We start from the raw sequence: 17,596 nt of genomic DNA on the forward strand, positions 1-17,596 counted from the left end.
AGGCGCTCAGGCCTCCACTCTCGTGCCCTTTTTAACAATACACACTGAAGTTTCAGAGCAGGCCCGGCACCAGACTGCATTATCACCTGCCGCTTAACTGACAGGCATTACAGCTTCTGCTGGCTTTTTTTATGCCTGACACCGCTCTGCACCACAAAAAGGCAACGCTGCACCAGCAGAGGTCTTCGTTTGATTTATTCTAATTTTGCGGGCGAATTCGCATTACTTTTTCTCATTCTCCTGTCCGCTGAGCGCGGGATTTTTTTAACATCCTGAATGCCATCCCGCATAAATTTGCTGCGTATATTTAAAATCCCTGCATTTATTGCGCGATTAATCACAAAATTGCAGTTTTATATCCTGTTGGCAGCTGTTCCTGGTTAGGCTGTGCCTCTGCTTTCGACCCCGGTTTGCTTATGGTTAATCGTCAGATTCGGTGGTAACGTCAGCCATAAGAGAACGTTTGCGTCGGCACTGAATCCCGGCGCATTTTTGCACTCACTCGCTTCTGCACAGGATGGTTATGACTCAGCAAACACCTCTGTTTGAACAGCATCAGGCCTGCGGTGCCCGCATGGTGGATTTTCATGGCTGGATGATGCCGCTGCACTATGGCTCCCAGATGGATGAACATCATGTAGTGCGCACCGACGCTGGTATGTTTGATGTCTCTCACATGACCATCGTCGACCTGACAGGCCCGCGTACCCGTGAATTTCTGCGCTACCTGCTGGCAAATGATGTGGCAAAACTGACCCAGCCAGGCAAAGCGCTCTACACCGGGATGCTGAATGCCTCGGGTGGCGTCATTGACGATTTGATTGTTTACTTTATGAACGAAGAGTTCTTCCGGCTGGTGGTGAACTCTGCCACCCGTGAAAATGACCTCGCCTGGATCACGCAACACGCGCAGGGCTATGGCATAACGCTGACGGAACGCGACGACCTGGCGCTGATTGCCGTGCAGGGTCCGCAGGCGCAGCAGAAGGCACAGACGCTGTTCAGCGAGGAGCAGCGTCAGGCTGTTGCTGGCATGAAGCCATTTTTCGGTGTGCAGGCGGGCGACCTGTTTATCGCCACTACCGGCTATACCGGCGAAGCCGGATATGAGATTGCTATGCCCGCAGACGAGGCGGCCGATTTCTGGCAGCGTCTGCTGGCCGCTGGCGTAAAACCTGCCGGACTGGGCGCACGCGACACGCTGCGTCTGGAAGCGGGTATGAATCTGTATGGTCAGGAGATGGATGAAGGCGTTTCACCTCTGGCTGCCAACATGGGCTGGACGGTCTGCTGGGAACCTGCTGACCGCGATTTCATCGGCCGGGAAGCGCTGGAACTGCAGCGTGAACGCGGTACCGAAAAGCTGGTGGGACTCATCCTCACAGAAAAAGGGGTGCTGCGTAACGGCTTGCCGGTGCGTTTCACCGATGACCAGGGGCAGCCGCAGGAGGGGATCATCACCAGTGGCTCTTTCTCACCGACGCTGGGTTGCAGCATCGCCCTGGCGCGCGTACCGGCCTCAGTCGGCAGCACCGCCATCGTTGAGATCCGTAACCGCCAGATGCCGGTCCAGGTTACCCGTCCCGTTTTTGTCCGCGCCGGTAAACCGGTCGCTCAGTAAATTCTATTCAGGAGAAATGGCCAATGAGCAATGTGCCGAATACGTTGAAGTACCGCGACAGCCACGAGTGGGTGCGCAAAGAAGAAGATGGCAGCTACACCGTGGGTATCACTGAACACGCGCAGGAGCTACTGGGCGATATGGTGTTTGTCGATCTGCCGGAAGTAGGCGCGACGTTTGCCGCCGGAGAAGAGTGCGCGGTCGCGGAATCCGTTAAAGCGGCTTCAGATATCTATGCGCCGATCAGCGGTGAGATTGTGGCGGTCAACGAAGCACTGACTGACTCACCGGAGCAGGTCAACAGCGAGCCTTATGAAGGCGGCTGGTTATTCAAAATCAAAGCCAGTGACGCGTCTGAAATCGACACGCTGCTGGATGCGGATGCTTACAAAGCCTCCATCGACGAGTAGTCGTCAGGCGGCCTCATACAGAGGCCGCAGATTTATGTTTGCTCTCCGGTTCCCCCAGCCCGATTCAGGATTTACTGCTAATGACTCAGACTCTCAGCCAGCTTGAACACAACGGTGCATTCATTGAGCGCCATATCGGTCCTTCACCTGAGCAGCAGGCGCAGATGCTTGACGCTATTGGTGCCCGTTCGCTGGAAGCGTTAATCAGCACGATTGTGCCGGCAGACATTCAGCTGCCAGGCCCGCCAGCGGTTGGCGAAGCCGCCACTGAACAGCAGGCTCTGGCCGAACTGAAAGCGATTGCCAGCCAGAATCTGCGTTACAAATCCTGGATCGGTATGGGATACAGCGCGGTGATCACCCCGCCGGTTATCCTGCGTAATATGCTGGAGAATCCGGGCTGGTACACCGCCTATACCCCGTATCAGCCTGAGGTCTCCCAGGGCCGTCTGGAAGCGCTGCTGAACTTCCAGCAGCTGACGCTGGATCTCACCGGCATGGATATCGCGTCCGCCTCACTGCTGGACGAAGCAACCGCTGCCGCTGAAGCGATGGCGATGGCAAAACGCGTCAGTAAGCTCAAAAATGCCAATAAATTCTTCATTGCCGATGATATCCATCCGCAGACGCTGGATGTGGTCCGCACCCGTGCGGAGACGTTCGGCTTCGAACTGATTATTGATAGCGCGGACAAAGCGCCCGATCATGACGACCTGTTTGGTGTACTGCTGCAACAGGTGGGCACCACCGGTGAAGCGCATGATTACAGCGCACTGATTGCCGGACTGAAAGCCCGCAAAGTGGTGGTCAGCGTGGCGGCGGACTTTATGTCGCTGGTGTTACTGGAAGCGCCAGGCAAGCAGGGTGCAGACATTGTCTTTGGTTCAGCTCAGCGCTTCGGCGTGCCAATGGGCTACGGCGGCCCTCACGCGGCCTTTTTCGCCAGCCGCGACGAACATAAACGCTCTATGCCAGGCCGTATCATTGGTGTTTCACGTGATGCGGCGGGCAACACGGCGCTGCGTATGGCGATGCAGACCCGTGAACAACATATCCGCCGTGAAAAGGCCAACTCCAACATCTGTACGTCGCAGGTGCTGCTGGCAAACATCGCCGGTCTCTATGCGGTATTCCACGGCCCGGCGGGCCTGAAGCGCATTGCCTCACGCATTCATCGCTTCACCAACATCCTGGCGGCTGGGCTGCAACAGGGCGGCCTGAAGCTGCGCCATCAGCACTGGTTCGATACGCTGACGGTGGAGGTGGCGGATAAAGCTGCCGTGCTGAATCGCGCCCTGAGCTTTGGCGTTAACCTGCGTAGCGACATCCATAACGCCGTGGGCATCACGCTGGATGAAACCACCTGCCGCGAAGATATTCTGGCGCTGTTCGCTATCCTGCTGGGTGATGAACACGGCCAGGACCTGGAAAAACTCGACAGCGAAGTGGCCAGTGAAAGCCACGCGATTCCTGCTGGCCTGCAACGCCACAGCGAGATCCTGACCCATCCGGTGTTCAACCGTCATCACAGCGAAACCGAGATGATGCGCTACATGCACAGCCTGGAGAAAAAGGATCTGGCGCTGAATCAGGCGATGATCCCGCTGGGCTCCTGCACCATGAAGCTCAATGCCGCGGCAGAAATGATCCCGATCACCTGGCCGGAATTTGCGGAGCTGCATCCATTCTGCCCGGCTGAGCAGGCTACCGGCTATCTGCAGATGATCGGCCAGCTTTCGCAGTGGCTGGTGCAACTCACCGGCTATGATGCGCTCTGTATGCAGCCAAACTCCGGCGCGCAGGGTGAATATGCCGGACTGCTGGCGATCCGCCGCTATCACGAAAGCCGTGGCGAGGGCGATCGTCATCTCTGCCTGATCCCGAGCTCGGCGCACGGGACTAACCCGGCCTCAGCCCAGATGGCCGGCATGGATGTGGTGGTCGTGGCCTGCGATAAACAGGGCAACATCGACCTTGGCGACCTGCGTGAAAAAGCGGCTCAGGCGGGCGACAAACTCTCCTGCATCATGGTGACTTACCCGTCAACTCATGGCGTTTATGAAGAGACCATTCGCGAAGTGTGCCAGATCGTGCATCAGTATGGCGGTCAGGTTTATCTGGATGGCGCGAACATGAATGCGCAGGTCGGTATCACCACGCCTGGCTATATCGGCGCGGATGTCTCGCACCTGAATCTGCATAAAACCTTCTGCATTCCGCACGGCGGCGGCGGTCCGGGTATGGGACCGATTGGCGTCAAAGCGCACCTGGCCCCGTTTGTGCCGGGACACAGCGTGGTGCAGATCGACGGTGTACTGACGCAGCAGGGCGCCGTATCCGCAGCGCCGTTTGGCAGTGCATCCATTCTGCCAATCAGCTGGATGTACATTCGCATGATGGGCGCGGAAGGGCTGAAACAGGCCAGCTCGGTCGCGATTCTGAATGCCAACTACATTGCCCGCCGCCTGCAGTCGGCCTATCCGGTGCTCTACACCGGCCGTGACGATCGCGTGGCGCACGAATGTATTCTCGACATCCGTCCGCTGAAAGAGCAGACCGGCATCAGTGAGCTGGATATTGCTAAGCGCCTGATCGATTATGGATTCCACGCACCAACGATGTCCTTCCCGGTAGCGGGTACGTTGATGGTGGAGCCGACCGAATCGGAGAGCAAAATCGAACTGGATCGCTTTATCGACGCGATGCTGGCGATCCGCATGGAGATTGATCGGGTGACGTCAGGTGAATGGCCGCTGGATGACAACCCACTGGTTAATGCGCCGCATACACAGCTGGAAATCGTCAGTGAGTGGTCACATCCTTACAGCCGTGAACTGGCAGTCTTCCCGGCGGGCAGCCACAACAAATACTGGCCGACGGTAAAACGTCTGGATGATGTGTTTGGCGACCGTAATCTCTTCTGCTCCTGTGTGCCGATGAGTGACTATCAGTAATTTTCCCGCAGGCAAACGTTAACCATAGAGGGCCGATTCGTCGGCCCTTTGTTCTGGAGAATCAGCATGAAACTGGCACTGGTTACGGGTGGCAGCCGCGGTATCGGGCGGGCCACGGCGCTGTTACTGGCCGCCCGGGGTTATCGTGTTGCGGTGAACTACCGTCAGCGCGAAGTGGAAGCTCAACAGGTGGTGGCACAGATCCAGCAGCAGGGCGGTAAAGCCTTTGCTGTTCAGGCAGATATCAGTGATGAAGCCCAGGTGATGGCGATGTTTGCGCAGCTCGACCAGCAGTCCGAACCGCTGGCGTTGCTGGTGAACAACGCAGGGATTTTTTTTCAGCAGTGTCGCACCGAGCAGCTGGATGCGGCACGCCTGCACAAGGTCTTTGCCACCAACGTGATTGGGTCTTTTCTCTGCTGTCGTGAGGCGGTTAAGCGGATGGGCACGCATCACGGCGGCCAGGGCGGAGCCATTGTCAACGTCTCATCAGCAGCGTCGCGTACCGGTGCGCCTGGCGAATATGTCGATTACGCCGCTTCAAAAGGGGCGATGGACACGCTGACCAGAGGATTGTCGCTGGAAGTGGCGCAGCAGGGGATTCGGGTCAACGGCGTACGTCCGGGATTTATCTATACAGAGATGCATGCCGATGGCGGAGAGCCAGGCAGAGTAGACAGGCTTGCCAGCGTGATCCCGATGGGACGCGGCGGTGAAGCAGAAGAGGTGGCGGAAGCGATCGTCTGGCTGGCCAGCGACGCGGCCTCTTATGTCACCGGCAGCATCATTGACGCTGCCGGTGGGCGTTAACTCAATTCGCCGCTGATGCGGCGTGATGACTTACAAGTTTTCGCCGTTACTGGCGATAACCTGCTGATACCAGCTGAAACTCTTTTTCTTCCCACGAGAAAAATCGCCGCTGCCATCATCGTTTTTATTCACATGAATAAAGCCGTAACGTTTGTCGTACTGGCCGGTGGTGAAAGAGACGCAATCGAGGCAGCCCCACGGCGTATAGCCCATTAACTCAACACCATCGTATGCCACGGCTTTCTTCATCTCTTCGATATGCGCACGCAGATAGTCGATGCGGTAATCATCTTCAATTACGCCATTGGCGTTTGGCTTATCTATAGCACCAAAGCCGTTTTCAACAATAAACAGCGGCTTCTGGTAACGCTCATACAGCTCGTTCATGGCATAGCGCAGGCCAACCGGATCGATCTGCCAGCCCCAGTCGGACGCTTTCACATGCGGGTTTTTCACCACACCTTCAAAGCCGGTGATCGGATCGTCAACGCCGCTGGCATCGGTTTTCACCGCGTTGCTCATGTAGTAGCTGAAACCGACATAGTCTGCACAGCCCTGGCGCAGCGTCTCGGCATCATCCGCTTCCATCTGAATGTCGTAACCCTTGCGCGCCCACTCTTTCAGGGTGTAGGCCGGATAGTAGCCGCGCATCTGCACGTCACTGAATACATAGCGCTGATGCATCGATTCCTGCGCCAGCACCACATCGTCCGGGTGGCAGGAGAAGGGATAGACCGGCACCATGGCGATCATGCAGCCAATCTGAAAGTCAGGATTGATGTCGTGGCCGAGTTTCACCACTTTTGCACTGGCAACAAACTGGTGGTGCATCACCTGATACATCGCCTGTTCAGGTTTCTCATGTTCGGTAAAGATCACGCCTGAACAGCAGTAACCAAACAGCGGATACTGCCAGTTACGCTGGTTGTTGATCTCATTGAAGGTCATCCAGTATTTCACTTTGCTTTTATAGCGGTTCAGCACCACTTCGCTGAAGCGCACAAAGAAGTCGACCACTTTGCGGTTGTGCCAGCCGCCATACTCTTTGACCAGGTGATAAGGCATTTCGAAGTGCGAAAGGGTGATGACCGGTTCAATGCCATACTTCAGCAGTTCATCAAACAGGTCGTCATAGAATTGCAGGCCCGCTTCGTTGGGCTGTTGCTCGTCACCGTTAGGGAAGATACGGGTCCAGGCAATCGAGGTGCGGAAACATTTGAAGCCCATCTCGGCAAACAGCGCGACATCCTGTTTGTAGTGGGAGTAAAACTCCACACCCTTGTGGTTCGGGTAGAAATGACCCGGCTGCACGCCGTCGGTGATCACCCGGTCAACGCCATGTGAACCGCCGGTCATCACATCAGCAATGCTGACGCCTTTGCCGCCCTGATCCCAGCCGCCTTCAACCTGATGCGCTGCCACAGCTCCGCCCCAAAGAAAGCCTTTTGGTAACTGCAATTCTGCACTCATGCTTCACCCCATTACGGATATTGAAATTGAGCTGAGTGTAGCAAGGCAATAATGAAAGTCACGATATAACAGCGCGGCAATAATTGCGTTTGTTACATTTAAAAAACAGGCTGTTTTATTTCCCCAACTGGCGGCCGATTGCTTCAATAATATAAGTCACCGGCACCTGAGTCGTAATGTCGGAATTGTCCGCCATACGGATGATGGGCACATGGTAGCAGAGGTTGAAATCACCGATCTTCGCCAGCGAGCAGCTCTCCGTGTTGGTTATCGCAATTATTTTGCACTTATTCAGGTTGAACTGGCTGGCAATGCGCAGGATCTCTTCCGTTTCACCGGAAACCGATAAAATAAGGGCAATGGCGTTTTCATAGAGATCGGGACTGACCGGATAATAGGGATCATCAATCGCGTGGCTGAATTTACCGAGGTTAGAGAAAAAGCGTGCGCCATATTTTGCCAGGCTGCCGGAGGTGCCGACGCCAATAAAGAAGACCCGCTCAGCCTGATTAATCTTCTGCGCGGCCTCAGCGATGAGCTGTTCAAACTCAGGATTATTGATGCTCTTAAAAAAGCTCAGCATTTCACTGACGCCCGCCGTGTTGAGTATTGGCGCACTCTGCTGTTCGTTTAAGCGCAGGCGGATGCGGAATTCCGACCAGCCTTCACAGCCCATCTTGCGACAGAAACGCAGCACGGTGGTGGTGGAGACACCAGCCTGCTCAGCCAGCTCGCGGATCGTCATGTAGCTGACGCCTTCGCGGTGCTTAATGATGAACTGATAGACCTGCATTTCCAGATCGTTAAGGCGGGCGAGATCGCTATGCGAAAACATGGATGACTCGTTGAACAGTGGACTGGCGGCCAGTTTACCAGATTCATCACCCGGTTTAAGGGATAGTGAATTTCACCACGATAATTTTAGCGTACAAGTGTACACTGAAAAAATTGTTGGCTACGCTGGATAACGATATCACCGCTATGGAGCTGCTCAGGAACCTCTTATGACCCCCACACTCTCTCACAAACATCAACACGCCGCGGGCTATTCGTTCGCCGAGGAAATTGCCAACAGTATCATTCACGGTCTTGGCTGCCTGTTCGGCATCGTCGGTCTGATACTGATGCTCAATCAGGCCATCGAGAGGCAGGCCGACACCATCACTTTTATCAGCTACAGCCTCTATGGTGGCAGCATGATCCTGCTGTTTCTGGCCTCGACGCTCTATCACGCTATTCCGGCTGGCCCGGCCAGACCCTGGCTGAAAAAGTTCGATCACTGCGCCATCTATCTGCTGATTGCCGGCACCTATACGCCGTTTCTGCTGGTCGCGCTGAGGACGCCGCTGGCATATGGACTGATGGCGGTGATCTGGGGGCTGGCGCTGGCCGGTATCCTGTTCAAGCTCACGATTGCGCATCGCTTTAAAGCGCTGTCGCTGGTGACCTATCTCTGTATGGGGTGGCTGTCACTGATTGTGGTTTATCAACTGGCGATGATCCTGCCGCCGGGCTGCATCTGGCTGCTTGCCGCAGGCGGGATTATCTATTCGCTGGGAGTGATTTTCTATGTGGCGCGCCGCATTCCTTATAATCATGCAATCTGGCACGCGTTTGTGCTGGGCGGCTCTATCTGCCATTTCTGTGCGATCTATTTTTATGTCAGGTAGCCAGGCGGAACGGGCTTCCGCCTGGCTACGATCAGAGTCGTGAAGCGAGCATATCTTCCAGCTTTTGCTGATCCACGGCGAACTGGCGGATGCCTTCAGCCAGTTTATCGACCGCCATTGGGTCCTGATTATGCAGCCAGCGGAATTGCGCTTCCGTCAGCGGAAAGGGCGGATTCGACACCGCCGTCGAAGGTGTTAGCTGGCGCGTCACCGGCAGCGTGCTGCTTTCCAGACTCTGCAGCAGATCGGGGGAGATGGTCAGTCGATCGCAGCCTGCCAGCGCCAGCACCTGTTCGGTTTTACGAAAGCTGGCGCCCATAATCACCGTCTGATAGCGGTGAGATTTGTAGTAGTGATAAATGTTGCGTACTGACACCACGCCGGGATCGCGCTGCGCATCGTACTCCGTCTCTGGATTACGGCTCTGATGCCAGTCATAGATACGTCCGACAAATGGCGAAATCAGAAACACTCCCGCTTCGGCACAGGCCTGCGCCTGAGCAAAGGAAAACAGCAGCGTCAGGTTGCACTGGATGCCGTTGCGCTCCAGGGTTTCAGCCGCGCGGATCCCTTCCCAGGTGGCCGCCAGTTTGATCAGAATGCGTGAGCGATCAATCCCTTGTTCTTCATACATCCGCACCAGCTTTTCGGCTTTGGTGACACACATGCCGCGGTCAAAGGAGAGACGTGCATCCACCTCGGTCGAAACCCTGCCCGGCACGCTTTTCAGGATCTCCACCCCAAGGTTAACCGCGACCCGATCGCTGGCATTGATGATCTGCGTCTGTTTGCTGCCGCCCTGCGTGCGGGCGTCATCAATCGCCTGCTCAATCAGCGGCTGGTAGCGGGGCAGCGTCGCCGCTTTCAGGATAAGTGACGGATTGGTGGTGGCATCCTGCGGGTGATAGCGACGTATTGCCTCAATATCGCCGCTGTCGGCCACCACGGTGGTGAACTGTTTCAACGCCTCTAAAGGGTTCATTTTCTGCTCCATAGTCAGACCCGCAGCGCCACGCCAGGCACATTTTCCCCTGCGAAAGCCGCGTCGCCTCTCTGGTGGTGTGGTAAAGGAAAGTCAGGCGGAGTCCGGTAACGGGTGGCTTCGCCTGATGAAAAAGCGCGGCTTACTTATTCAGGCTCGCCTGCTCGTAATAATCAATTTTATCGACTTTTGCGCTCGACCCACCGGCCTCAAACTCCGACGCCAGCCAGGCGTTGACGATGCTTTTCGCCAGCTCCGGTCCCACCACGCGTGCGCCCATCGTCATCACTTGCGCATTATTACTTTTACGGGCGCGCTCGGCCGAGAAGGTGTCATGGCACTGGGCCGCCCGGACGCCAGGGACTTTATTGGCCACGATCGCCACGCCAATGCCGGTACCGCACAGCAGAATGCCGCGCTGATATTTTCCCTGCTGGATTGCCGTCGCCAGCGCAAAGGCCACGTCCGGATACATTGGGCGGTCATTGCGGGCGTCATTGCTGTAATCCACCACCTCGTACTGCTTCTCTTCCAGATGACGTTTAATCAAATTTTTCAGCTCAATCGCCGCATCATCGGCGCCAATCGCGATCGTTTTCATCGTCTTCTCCAGCCAGTTACCTGCTCAGCCCGCCACGCAATGACAGGCGCAAAAATGTTCAGCTTTAGCCTGACATATTTTTGTTCATATGTTCAATGGTATTTCTTTTGTTTTGCGCGGCGTCGCGGCGACCGGCTGCGCTGTAAGCGTGACTCTTCCCCGTCCGGCGCGGCGTACCGGCAGGTCATCTGGAAATTACGCTGAATTTAATTCATTTGAAGAGGATCACAGATCTCATCGTTGCTGTTGAGAGCTGCTCAATTATACGTGTACTGTTCATTTGTTCGAATAGTGATACCAATGTACAAGAAGACCCATTGAGGACTCGCACATGGATTACCCAGGCCCTGTTTTTTGCACCTGCTTCGACAATGCACCGCGTGCGTTGCCAACACCTGACACCACTTTTTATCGCGCCCAGACCGGAGGTGCGTCATGACCCAGACCACAATGACTGACGTGGAGCAATCCGCGATTCGTAAGATCTCCTGGCGACTGGTGCCGTTTGTCGCCCTGATGTTTTTTATCAACTTCCTCGACCGTACGGCGATTTCATTCGCCGGACCCAATGGCATGACGCAGGATCTCGGCCTGACCGCCGTGCAGTTCGGTCTCGCCTCCGGCATCTTTTTCATCGGTTATATCCTGCTGGAAGTGCCGAGCAATCTGGCGCTGCATCGCTTTGGCGCCCGTAAATGGCTGGCGCGCATCATGATCAGCTGGGGCATCGTGTCGCTGCTTTTTACCTGGGTCAGCAGTATTAACGGGCTCTATACCCTGCGCCTGCTGCTGGGCATTGCGGAAGCGGGCTTTTTTCCCGGCGCGATCCTCTATCTCAGCATGTGGGTGCCCGCACGCCACCGCAGCAAAATCCTGTCGCTGTTTTATCTGGCGCAGCCACTGACAGTGGTGTTCGGCGCACCGCTGGCGGCATCCTTTATTGAACAGCATGGTCTGTTTGGCCTGGCGGGCTGGCGCGTGATGTTCCTCGGCGTCTCCATCCCGGCCATTCTGATCGGCATCGTGGCGCTGTTCTGGCTGGTGGATACACCGCGTCAGGCGAAATGGCTGACGGCAGACGAGAAAAACTGGCTGACCCGCGAGCTGGATGCAGAACATAAGACGAAAACCCAGACCGGACACCAGGGCGTGCGCAGCATTCTCGGCAATCGCCGCGTCTGGATGCTATGTCTGATCTACTTCGGTTTTATCTACGGTCTCTACGCGCTAGCCTTTTTCCTGCCAACCATCATCGGCGGCTTCCAGCAGCAGTTCGGCACCACCTTCAATGTGATGCAAAAAGGATTGATTACCGGCGTGCCTTACCTGATTGCCGCGGTGGTGATGTTCTTCTGGTCCCGTGACGCCTCTCGTCGTGGCTGCAAAACCTGGCACATCGCGATTCCGGCGGTGACCGGTGGCATCAGCGTGCCGCTGGCGCTGTTCATGGACTCGCCTTTCACCACCATCATGGTGATTGCGATTACCGCCAGCTCTATCTTTGCCGCCTTACCCAATTTCTGGACCTTGCCGACGCAGTTTCTGACCGGCGCTTCGGCCGCGGCCGCCATCGCCCTGATTAACACGCTGGGCAATGTGGCGGGCTTCTCGGCGGGCTATATCACCGGCGCACTGCACGATGCCACCAGCAGCTACACCGTACCGATGTTTGTGGTTGGCGGCTTCATGTTGTTGTCAGCAGTGCTGATGCTGTTGCTGAACCGTAGCCGCCAGCTGGAACCGACCTCTCTCGCACAGGAGCAATTACCATGACTTACCTGTTTAACCAGCCTTCCGCTTTCGCGGCTGAACTGATCGAAGGCTTCGTGGCCGCTAATGCCGATAAAGTACGTCAGGTGCCGGGCGGGGTGGTGCGCAACACCCGCAGCCAGCCGGGCAGCGTGGCGGTCGTGGTGGGTGGTGGCTCAGGTCATTATCCGGCGTTCGCCGGGTTGGTTGGACAAGGTCTGGCGCACGGCGCGGCGATGGGCAACCTGTTTGCCTCGCCGTCGGCGCAGCAAATTTATAATGTGGCGCGCGCTGCCAGTAATGGCGGTGGCGTGTTACTGATGTTCGGCAACTATGCCGGTGACGTGCTGCATTTCGGTCAGGCCTGCGAGCGTCTGCGCGGCGATGGAGTCCCGTGCGAGATTCTGGCGGTCACCGACGATATTTCCAGCGCCGGCATCGACGAGATTGAGAAACGGCGCGGCGTCGCCGGTGATCTGACGGTGTTCAAAGTTGCCTGCGCCGCTGCCGAAGCGGGCCATCCACTGAAGCAGGTACTCCAGCTGGCGCAGCATGCCAATAATCGCACCCGTTCGTTTGGCGTGGCGTTTTCTGGCTGTACCTTACCGGGCGCGTCGCACCCGCTGTTCGACGTGGAAAAAGGGCGCATGGCGCTGGGGCTGGGCATTCATGGCGAACCGGGTATCAACGAATCGGCCGTGCCGACCGCCGATGAGCTGGCCGAAATTTTCGTTAACCGGCTGCTCAGCGAGCTGCCGCCGGGCATCAGCCAGACGGCGGGAGAGCGGGTTGCGGTGATCCTTAATGGCCTCGGCACGGTGAAATATGAAGAGCTGTTCGTGGTCTATCGCCGCGTGGCGCAGTTGCTTGAGGCGGCGCAGTTGCAGGTCATTGAGCCGGACGTCGGCGAGTTTGTTACCAGCTTCAATATGGCTGGCGCTTCACTGACGTTGATGTGGCTGGATGATGAGCTGGAAACCTTCTGGCGCGCCCCGGCCAATGCACCAGCCTACCGCAAAGGCAGTGTCATCGTTGCCGAAGCGCTGGGTCCGGATGCGATACTGGAGCAGGCGGAAGAGAGCCTGCCTGTCGCCAGCGCTGACTCACAGCAGAGCGCAAAACAGTTGCTGCAACTGCTGGAGGCAGTAGCCACCATGCTGAAACGCAACGCCGAGAAACTGGGTGATATTGATGCGGTGGCAGGCGATGGCGATCACGGCATCGGGATGGAACGCGGCGTACTGGGCGCGGTTGAAAAGGCGCGTGAGGTGGCGGCGCGAGGAGCAGGAGCCGGCACGCTGTTATGCCGTGCGGCTGATGCCTGGGCGGATAAAGCGGGAGGCACCTCCGGCGCATTGTGGGGCGTGGCGCTGACTGCCATCGGAACCGCCATCGGTGACAGCCAGACGCCAGACGCCGCGCGCATTGCCCGTGGCGTGCGGCAGGCGCAGGAAGGGATTCAGCATTTCGGCAAAGCGCGGGTCGGCGATAAGACTATGGTGGATGTGCTGGTCCCGTTCAGCGACAGCCTGAACGCCGCCGTTGCGTGCGGTACCTCACTGACCGAGGCCTGGTGCGAAGCGGCACGGGTGGCTGATGACGCCGCGCAGGCCACGGCGCAACTGCTGCCGAAAATGGGGCGCGCCCGGCCGCTGGCTGAAAAAAGCCTCGGCACGCCCGATGCAGGCGCGATTTCGCTGGCGATGATCGTCAATACCGTGGCCGATTTGCTGAAAGATCACGCCACCGCGGATCAGGGAGCCTGAGCATGTCACAACCTGTTCTGTGGCTGGGTGTCAGCCTGAAAATGTATTTTGGCTACCAGCAAACCCTCGACTGGTGCCACGACGTTGCCGCACTGGCGCGGCGTCATCCGGCGATTCAGCGCGGCGATATCGGGCTGTTTGTGCTGCCCGCCTATCCGGCGATACCGGCGGCTGCCGCTATTTTTGCCGATACGCCGGTACGCGTTGGGGGTCAGGATGTCTGCCAGGCTGAAAACGGTGCCTGGACCGGTGAAGTCAGCGCCAGCATGCTGCAGGAGCTGGGCTGTTCGCTGGCGGAGATCGGTCACGCCGAACGCCGCCGCCATTTCAATGAAGATTCCGCGCAGATTGCCGCCAAGGTGGCGATGTCGCTTAGCCATGGCCTGACGCCGGTGTTATGCATCGGGGAAGCGCAGCAGGGGGAGCCGTCGCAGGCGATTGCCCTGTGCCAGCAGCAGCTGGGCGAGGCGCTGTCGCTGGCACAACAGCAGGGCCTGACCGGCACGCTATTTTTTGCCTGGGAACCGCAGTGGGCGATTGGCGCACCGCAACCGGCACCCGAAAGCTATATCCGCGCGGTGTGTGAAGGTGTGCGTCAGCTGCCGACACCAGCAGGCATTACTCTGCAGGTAATCTACGGCGGCAGCGCCGGTCCGGGATTGATTCAGCGGCTTGGCGGAACGGTGGATGGTCTGTTCCTCGGCCGCTTTGCCCACGATCCTGCCGCGCTGGAGCAGATTATTGACGAGGCCAGCGCGCTGGCAGAGGAGTGTCACTCATGAGCCAGATCGGACTCAGCACCTACGCCTTTTTCTGGCGCATGTCAGAGCGGGTCCCGCAGCCGCTGACGCTGGAACAGATGCTGGAGCAGACCGCCGCACTCGATCTGTCGCTGTTCCAGATTTGCGATTATCCGGCGATTGAGAGCTGGTCGGATGCCGGGCTGCAACGATTGCGGCAGCAGGCGGATGCGCTGGGCATTACGCTGGAACTCGGCACTCGTGGGCTGGAGACGGCCCATCTGCAACGCTATCTGCAGATGGCGCAACAGCTCGATGCGCATGTCGTGCGCTCGATGTTTTACACCGCCAGCCATCGCCCCTCACTGGAGCAGGCGGCGCAACTGATCGCTGACGTGCTGCCGGACTATGCAGAGCAGCAGGTCCGGCTCTGTCTTGAGACCTACGAGCAGGTCAAAACGGCGGATCTGATGTCCGTGATTAACCGCTTTCCGTCGCCGTGGCTGGGTGTCTGTCTCGATCCGGCCAACTGCGTCGCCGGGCTGGAGTTACCTGAGCAGGTCATTGCGCAGACCGCGACGCGGGTCGGCAATCTGCATATCAAAGATTTCGCCTTTACCCGGCGTGATGGCTGGGTCGGCTTTACCTATGCCGGCTGCCCGATGGGTGAAGGCTTGCTCGATTATGACCAGATGATCGCCAGCGTGCGTCCGGCCGAACGCGGCATTAACCAGATTATTGAACACTGGCTGCCGTGGCAGGAAGACGCTGCCACCACCTGCCAGCGTGAAGCTGAGTGGACAGCACGCAGCGTGGAATTTTTACGTAGTAAACAAAATCGGGAGTAAAAATAATGAATCAACTGAAAACCCTTACTGTGATTGGCGCCGGCGGCAAGATGGGCATGCGCATTTCAGCCAACTTCCAGAAAAGTGATTACCAGGTCTTTTACTGTGAAAATTCGCCCGCGGCGCAGCAGCAGGTCACTCAACAGGGCCGTGAACTGTCGGATGCCGCCTCGGTGGTGCCGTTAAGCGACGTGGTGATCCTGGCGGTGCCGGATATCGTGTTGGGTAAGGTCTCTGAAGCGGTAGTGCCGCAGATGAAGGCCGGTGCGGTGCTGTTAACGCTCGATCCAGCCGCCGCCTATGCCAATCTGATCTTCCAGCGTGACGATATTCAGTATGCAGTGGCGCATCCCTGTCATCCATCGGTGTTCCTTGAGCGTTACACTAAAGAGGAGCACGCCGACGCATTTGGCGGCATTGCTGCGATTCAGCACGTTGCCGCGGCTTATGAAACGGGCAGCGAGGCGCAGCGCGCCGAACTCAGCAAGGTGATCAGCGTGATGTATGGCCCGGTGGAGCAGGTGCACTGGGTGACGGTGACCCAACTGGCCTATCTTGAGCCGACGCTAGTTGAGACCGTCGCCTGCATGGTCGGTGCCTTTATGAAAGAAGCGCTCGATGAAACGGTGAAGCACAGTGGCGTTCCGGAAGAGGCCGCAAAAGCGATGCTCTACGGGCATATTCAGATTGCGCTGGCGGTAGCGTTCCGCGCCACTAATCCGTTCTCTGATGCCTGCATGATCGCCATGGAATATGGACGCGAAAAGATTGTGAAGCCTGACTGGAAGCAGATTTTCGATCAGAAAGAGCTGGATATCGTGATTGCCCGGATGCTGAAAATCGACGCCATTCGTCGCTAATCTGTGACACCGCTACCGGCTCGCCGCCTCAATGCCTGGCGAGGTGAGCCGGTTCAATGGTATAAATTCCCTCCTTAAACGCCTGTGCTTAGTCAGGTAACTCACTGCGAGACAGATAACGCATGGAAAAACACACGCCTTCTCAGGACGCCGAACTGCTGACCGAAATCGCAGTCGCCTATTATCAGGATGAAATTACCCAGGAAGAGATTGCGCGTAAGTTTGGCATTTCACGCATCAAAGTCGGACGGCTGCTGAAGCGTGCCAGGGAAGAGGGCATTGTTGAGATTAACGTGCGTTACCATCCGGTATTCAGTACCCGGCTTGAGCAGCAGCTGCTTGACCGCTTTCCCCGCTTACAGCGTGCGCTGATCGCGCTCGATCTGCAGGATAATGATGAGCAGCGGCGTCAGGTGGCGGCGCTGGTCTCCTCCTGGCTGGAGCAATCGCTTAAAGAAAACTCGGTGGTGGCCGTCGGGCAAGGGCGCAACGTGGCGGCGGTGGCCGATCATCCGGGCCAGGTGCCGACGCGTAACTGCCACTTCATCAGCGGTATCGGCGGCACTCACCGTCCCGGTGATGCGATCAACGCTGACCACATCAGCCGTCGACTGGCGAAGAAGTTTGGTGGCATCAGCGAAACGCTCTACGCTCCGGCATATGTTGAAGATCGCTCGCTGAAAGCGGCATTTATGCAGAACGGCACCATTAAAGAGACGCTGGATCGGGCTCGCAAAGCTGACTTCGCGCTGGTCGGCATCGGCGACATGAATGAAAACAGCTATATGGTGAAGTTAGGCTGGTTTACGCCGCACGAAATTATCGACGCCAGCCTGAATCAGGGCGTCATCGGCGATATCGCGGGTTACGACTTTTTTAATTCGCAGGGGCAGCATGTTGATACCGTGATGAACGATCGGGTGATTGGTCTGAGCATTGATGAACTGCGCAAGATCCCGTGTGTGATTGCCATCGCCTCGGAGAACACCAAAGCGATGGCGATTCTGGGCGCGTTACGCACCGGCGCTATCGACATCATCGCCACCACGGCGCAGAACATCCGCACCCTGCTGAACATGACGCAGAAAGCGGAGTAGTCGCCGCGCAGGCATGTA

The 17,596-nt window shown here is 57.3% G+C and carries 15 protein-coding genes; 11 read left to right on the plus strand and 4 right to left on the minus strand.

Annotation, left to right across the window (positions count from 1 at the left end; genetic code table 11):
• The first annotated feature begins 523 nt into the window (after positions 1-523).
• The 4 genes from gcvT to EPG66_RS18150 all read left to right on the plus strand — a co-directional run bounded on the left by gcvT (position 524) and on the right by EPG66_RS18150 (position 5,795).
• Positions 524-1,621 carry a glycine cleavage system aminomethyltransferase GcvT gene (gene gcvT, locus EPG66_RS18135; protein WP_031592547.1) on the plus strand — a complete coding sequence of 366 codons (1,098 nt, stop codon included), beginning with the start codon at positions 524-526 and terminating at the stop codon, positions 1,619-1,621.
• 23 nt (positions 1,622-1,644) lie between these two features.
• Entirely contained in the window at positions 1,645-2,031 is a 387-nt protein-coding gene (gene gcvH / locus EPG66_RS18140; RefSeq protein ID WP_010248802.1) for a glycine cleavage system protein GcvH, read from the plus strand.
• Positions 2,032-2,111: 80 nt separating this feature from the next.
• The gene (gene gcvP, locus EPG66_RS18145; RefSeq protein WP_182687700.1) at positions 2,112-4,985 is read left to right on the plus strand and encodes an aminomethyl-transferring glycine dehydrogenase; all 2,874 of its coding nucleotides are present in this window, start codon (positions 2,112-2,114) and stop codon (positions 4,983-4,985) included.
• Between the two features lie 66 nt (positions 4,986-5,051).
• Positions 5,052-5,795, plus strand: a complete 744-nt coding sequence (locus tag EPG66_RS18150; RefSeq protein ID WP_182687702.1) for an SDR family oxidoreductase — start codon at positions 5,052-5,054, stop codon at positions 5,793-5,795.
• A 30-nt stretch (positions 5,796-5,825) separates the two neighbouring features.
• On the opposite strand, the gene EPG66_RS18155 is transcribed toward EPG66_RS18150, so the two are convergent.
• Both EPG66_RS18155 and EPG66_RS18160 read right to left on the minus strand, forming a co-directional pair.
• The gene (locus EPG66_RS18155) at positions 5,826-7,265 is read right to left on the minus strand and encodes a 6-phospho-beta-glucosidase (RefSeq protein WP_029519408.1); all 1,440 of its coding nucleotides are present in this window, start codon (positions 7,263-7,265) and stop codon (positions 5,826-5,828) included.
• Between the two features lie 115 nt (positions 7,266-7,380).
• Positions 7,381-8,100, minus strand: coding sequence for a MurR/RpiR family transcriptional regulator (locus EPG66_RS18160; RefSeq protein ID WP_182687704.1), 720 nt, complete (start codon positions 8,098-8,100; stop codon positions 7,381-7,383).
• A gap of 169 nt (positions 8,101-8,269) precedes the next feature.
• Between EPG66_RS18160 and trhA the strand changes: the two genes are divergently transcribed.
• On the plus strand, positions 8,270-8,935 hold the full coding sequence (gene trhA / locus EPG66_RS18165) for a PAQR family membrane homeostasis protein TrhA (RefSeq protein ID WP_182687706.1): 666 nt from the start codon (positions 8,270-8,272) through the stop codon (positions 8,933-8,935).
• A 31-nt stretch (positions 8,936-8,966) separates the two neighbouring features.
• Here trhA and tal read toward each other — a convergent pair whose 3' ends face one another.
• Both tal and rpiB read right to left on the minus strand, forming a co-directional pair.
• Positions 8,967-9,917 carry a transaldolase gene (gene tal, locus EPG66_RS18170; RefSeq protein ID WP_064703567.1) on the minus strand — a complete coding sequence of 317 codons (951 nt, stop codon included), beginning with the start codon at positions 9,915-9,917 and terminating at the stop codon, positions 8,967-8,969.
• A 142-nt stretch (positions 9,918-10,059) separates the two neighbouring features.
• Positions 10,060-10,518 (minus strand): ribose 5-phosphate isomerase B, encoded by a 459-nt coding sequence (gene rpiB, locus EPG66_RS18175; RefSeq protein WP_064703550.1) that lies wholly within the window; start codon positions 10,516-10,518, stop codon positions 10,060-10,062.
• A gap of 435 nt (positions 10,519-10,953) precedes the next feature.
• Between rpiB and EPG66_RS18180 the strand changes: the two genes are divergently transcribed.
• The 6 genes from EPG66_RS18180 (at position 10,954) to EPG66_RS18205 (ending at position 17,578) form a co-directional block, all read left to right on the plus strand.
• The gene (locus EPG66_RS18180) at positions 10,954-12,291 is read left to right on the plus strand and encodes an MFS transporter (RefSeq protein WP_064703549.1); all 1,338 of its coding nucleotides are present in this window, start codon (positions 10,954-10,956) and stop codon (positions 12,289-12,291) included.
• Positions 12,288-14,033, plus strand: coding sequence for a dihydroxyacetone kinase family protein (locus EPG66_RS18185; RefSeq protein WP_182687708.1), 1,746 nt, complete (start codon positions 12,288-12,290; stop codon positions 14,031-14,033). The genes EPG66_RS18180 and EPG66_RS18185 overlap by 4 nt, the downstream gene beginning before the upstream one ends.
• A gap of 2 nt (positions 14,034-14,035) precedes the next feature.
• Positions 14,036-14,815 carry a triose-phosphate isomerase family protein gene (locus tag EPG66_RS18190; RefSeq protein ID WP_182687710.1) on the plus strand — a complete coding sequence of 260 codons (780 nt, stop codon included), beginning with the start codon at positions 14,036-14,038 and terminating at the stop codon, positions 14,813-14,815.
• Positions 14,812-15,621, plus strand: coding sequence for a sugar phosphate isomerase/epimerase family protein (locus EPG66_RS18195; protein ID WP_182687712.1), 810 nt, complete (start codon positions 14,812-14,814; stop codon positions 15,619-15,621). The genes EPG66_RS18190 and EPG66_RS18195 overlap by 4 nt, the downstream gene beginning before the upstream one ends.
• A 2-nt stretch (positions 15,622-15,623) precedes the next feature.
• Entirely contained in the window at positions 15,624-16,481 is an 858-nt protein-coding gene (locus tag EPG66_RS18200; protein ID WP_182687753.1) for a phosphogluconate dehydrogenase C-terminal domain-containing protein, read from the plus strand.
• A gap of 122 nt (positions 16,482-16,603) precedes the next feature.
• Complete coding sequence (locus tag EPG66_RS18205) at positions 16,604-17,578, plus strand: sugar-binding transcriptional regulator (protein WP_064703544.1); 975 nt, start codon at positions 16,604-16,606, stop codon at positions 17,576-17,578.
• Positions 17,579-17,596: the final 18 nt, after the last annotated feature.

This window comes from Pantoea pleuroti (assembly GCF_014156615.1).
GTDB classification, from domain to species: domain Bacteria; phylum Pseudomonadota; class Gammaproteobacteria; order Enterobacterales; family Enterobacteriaceae; genus Pantoea; species Pantoea agglomerans.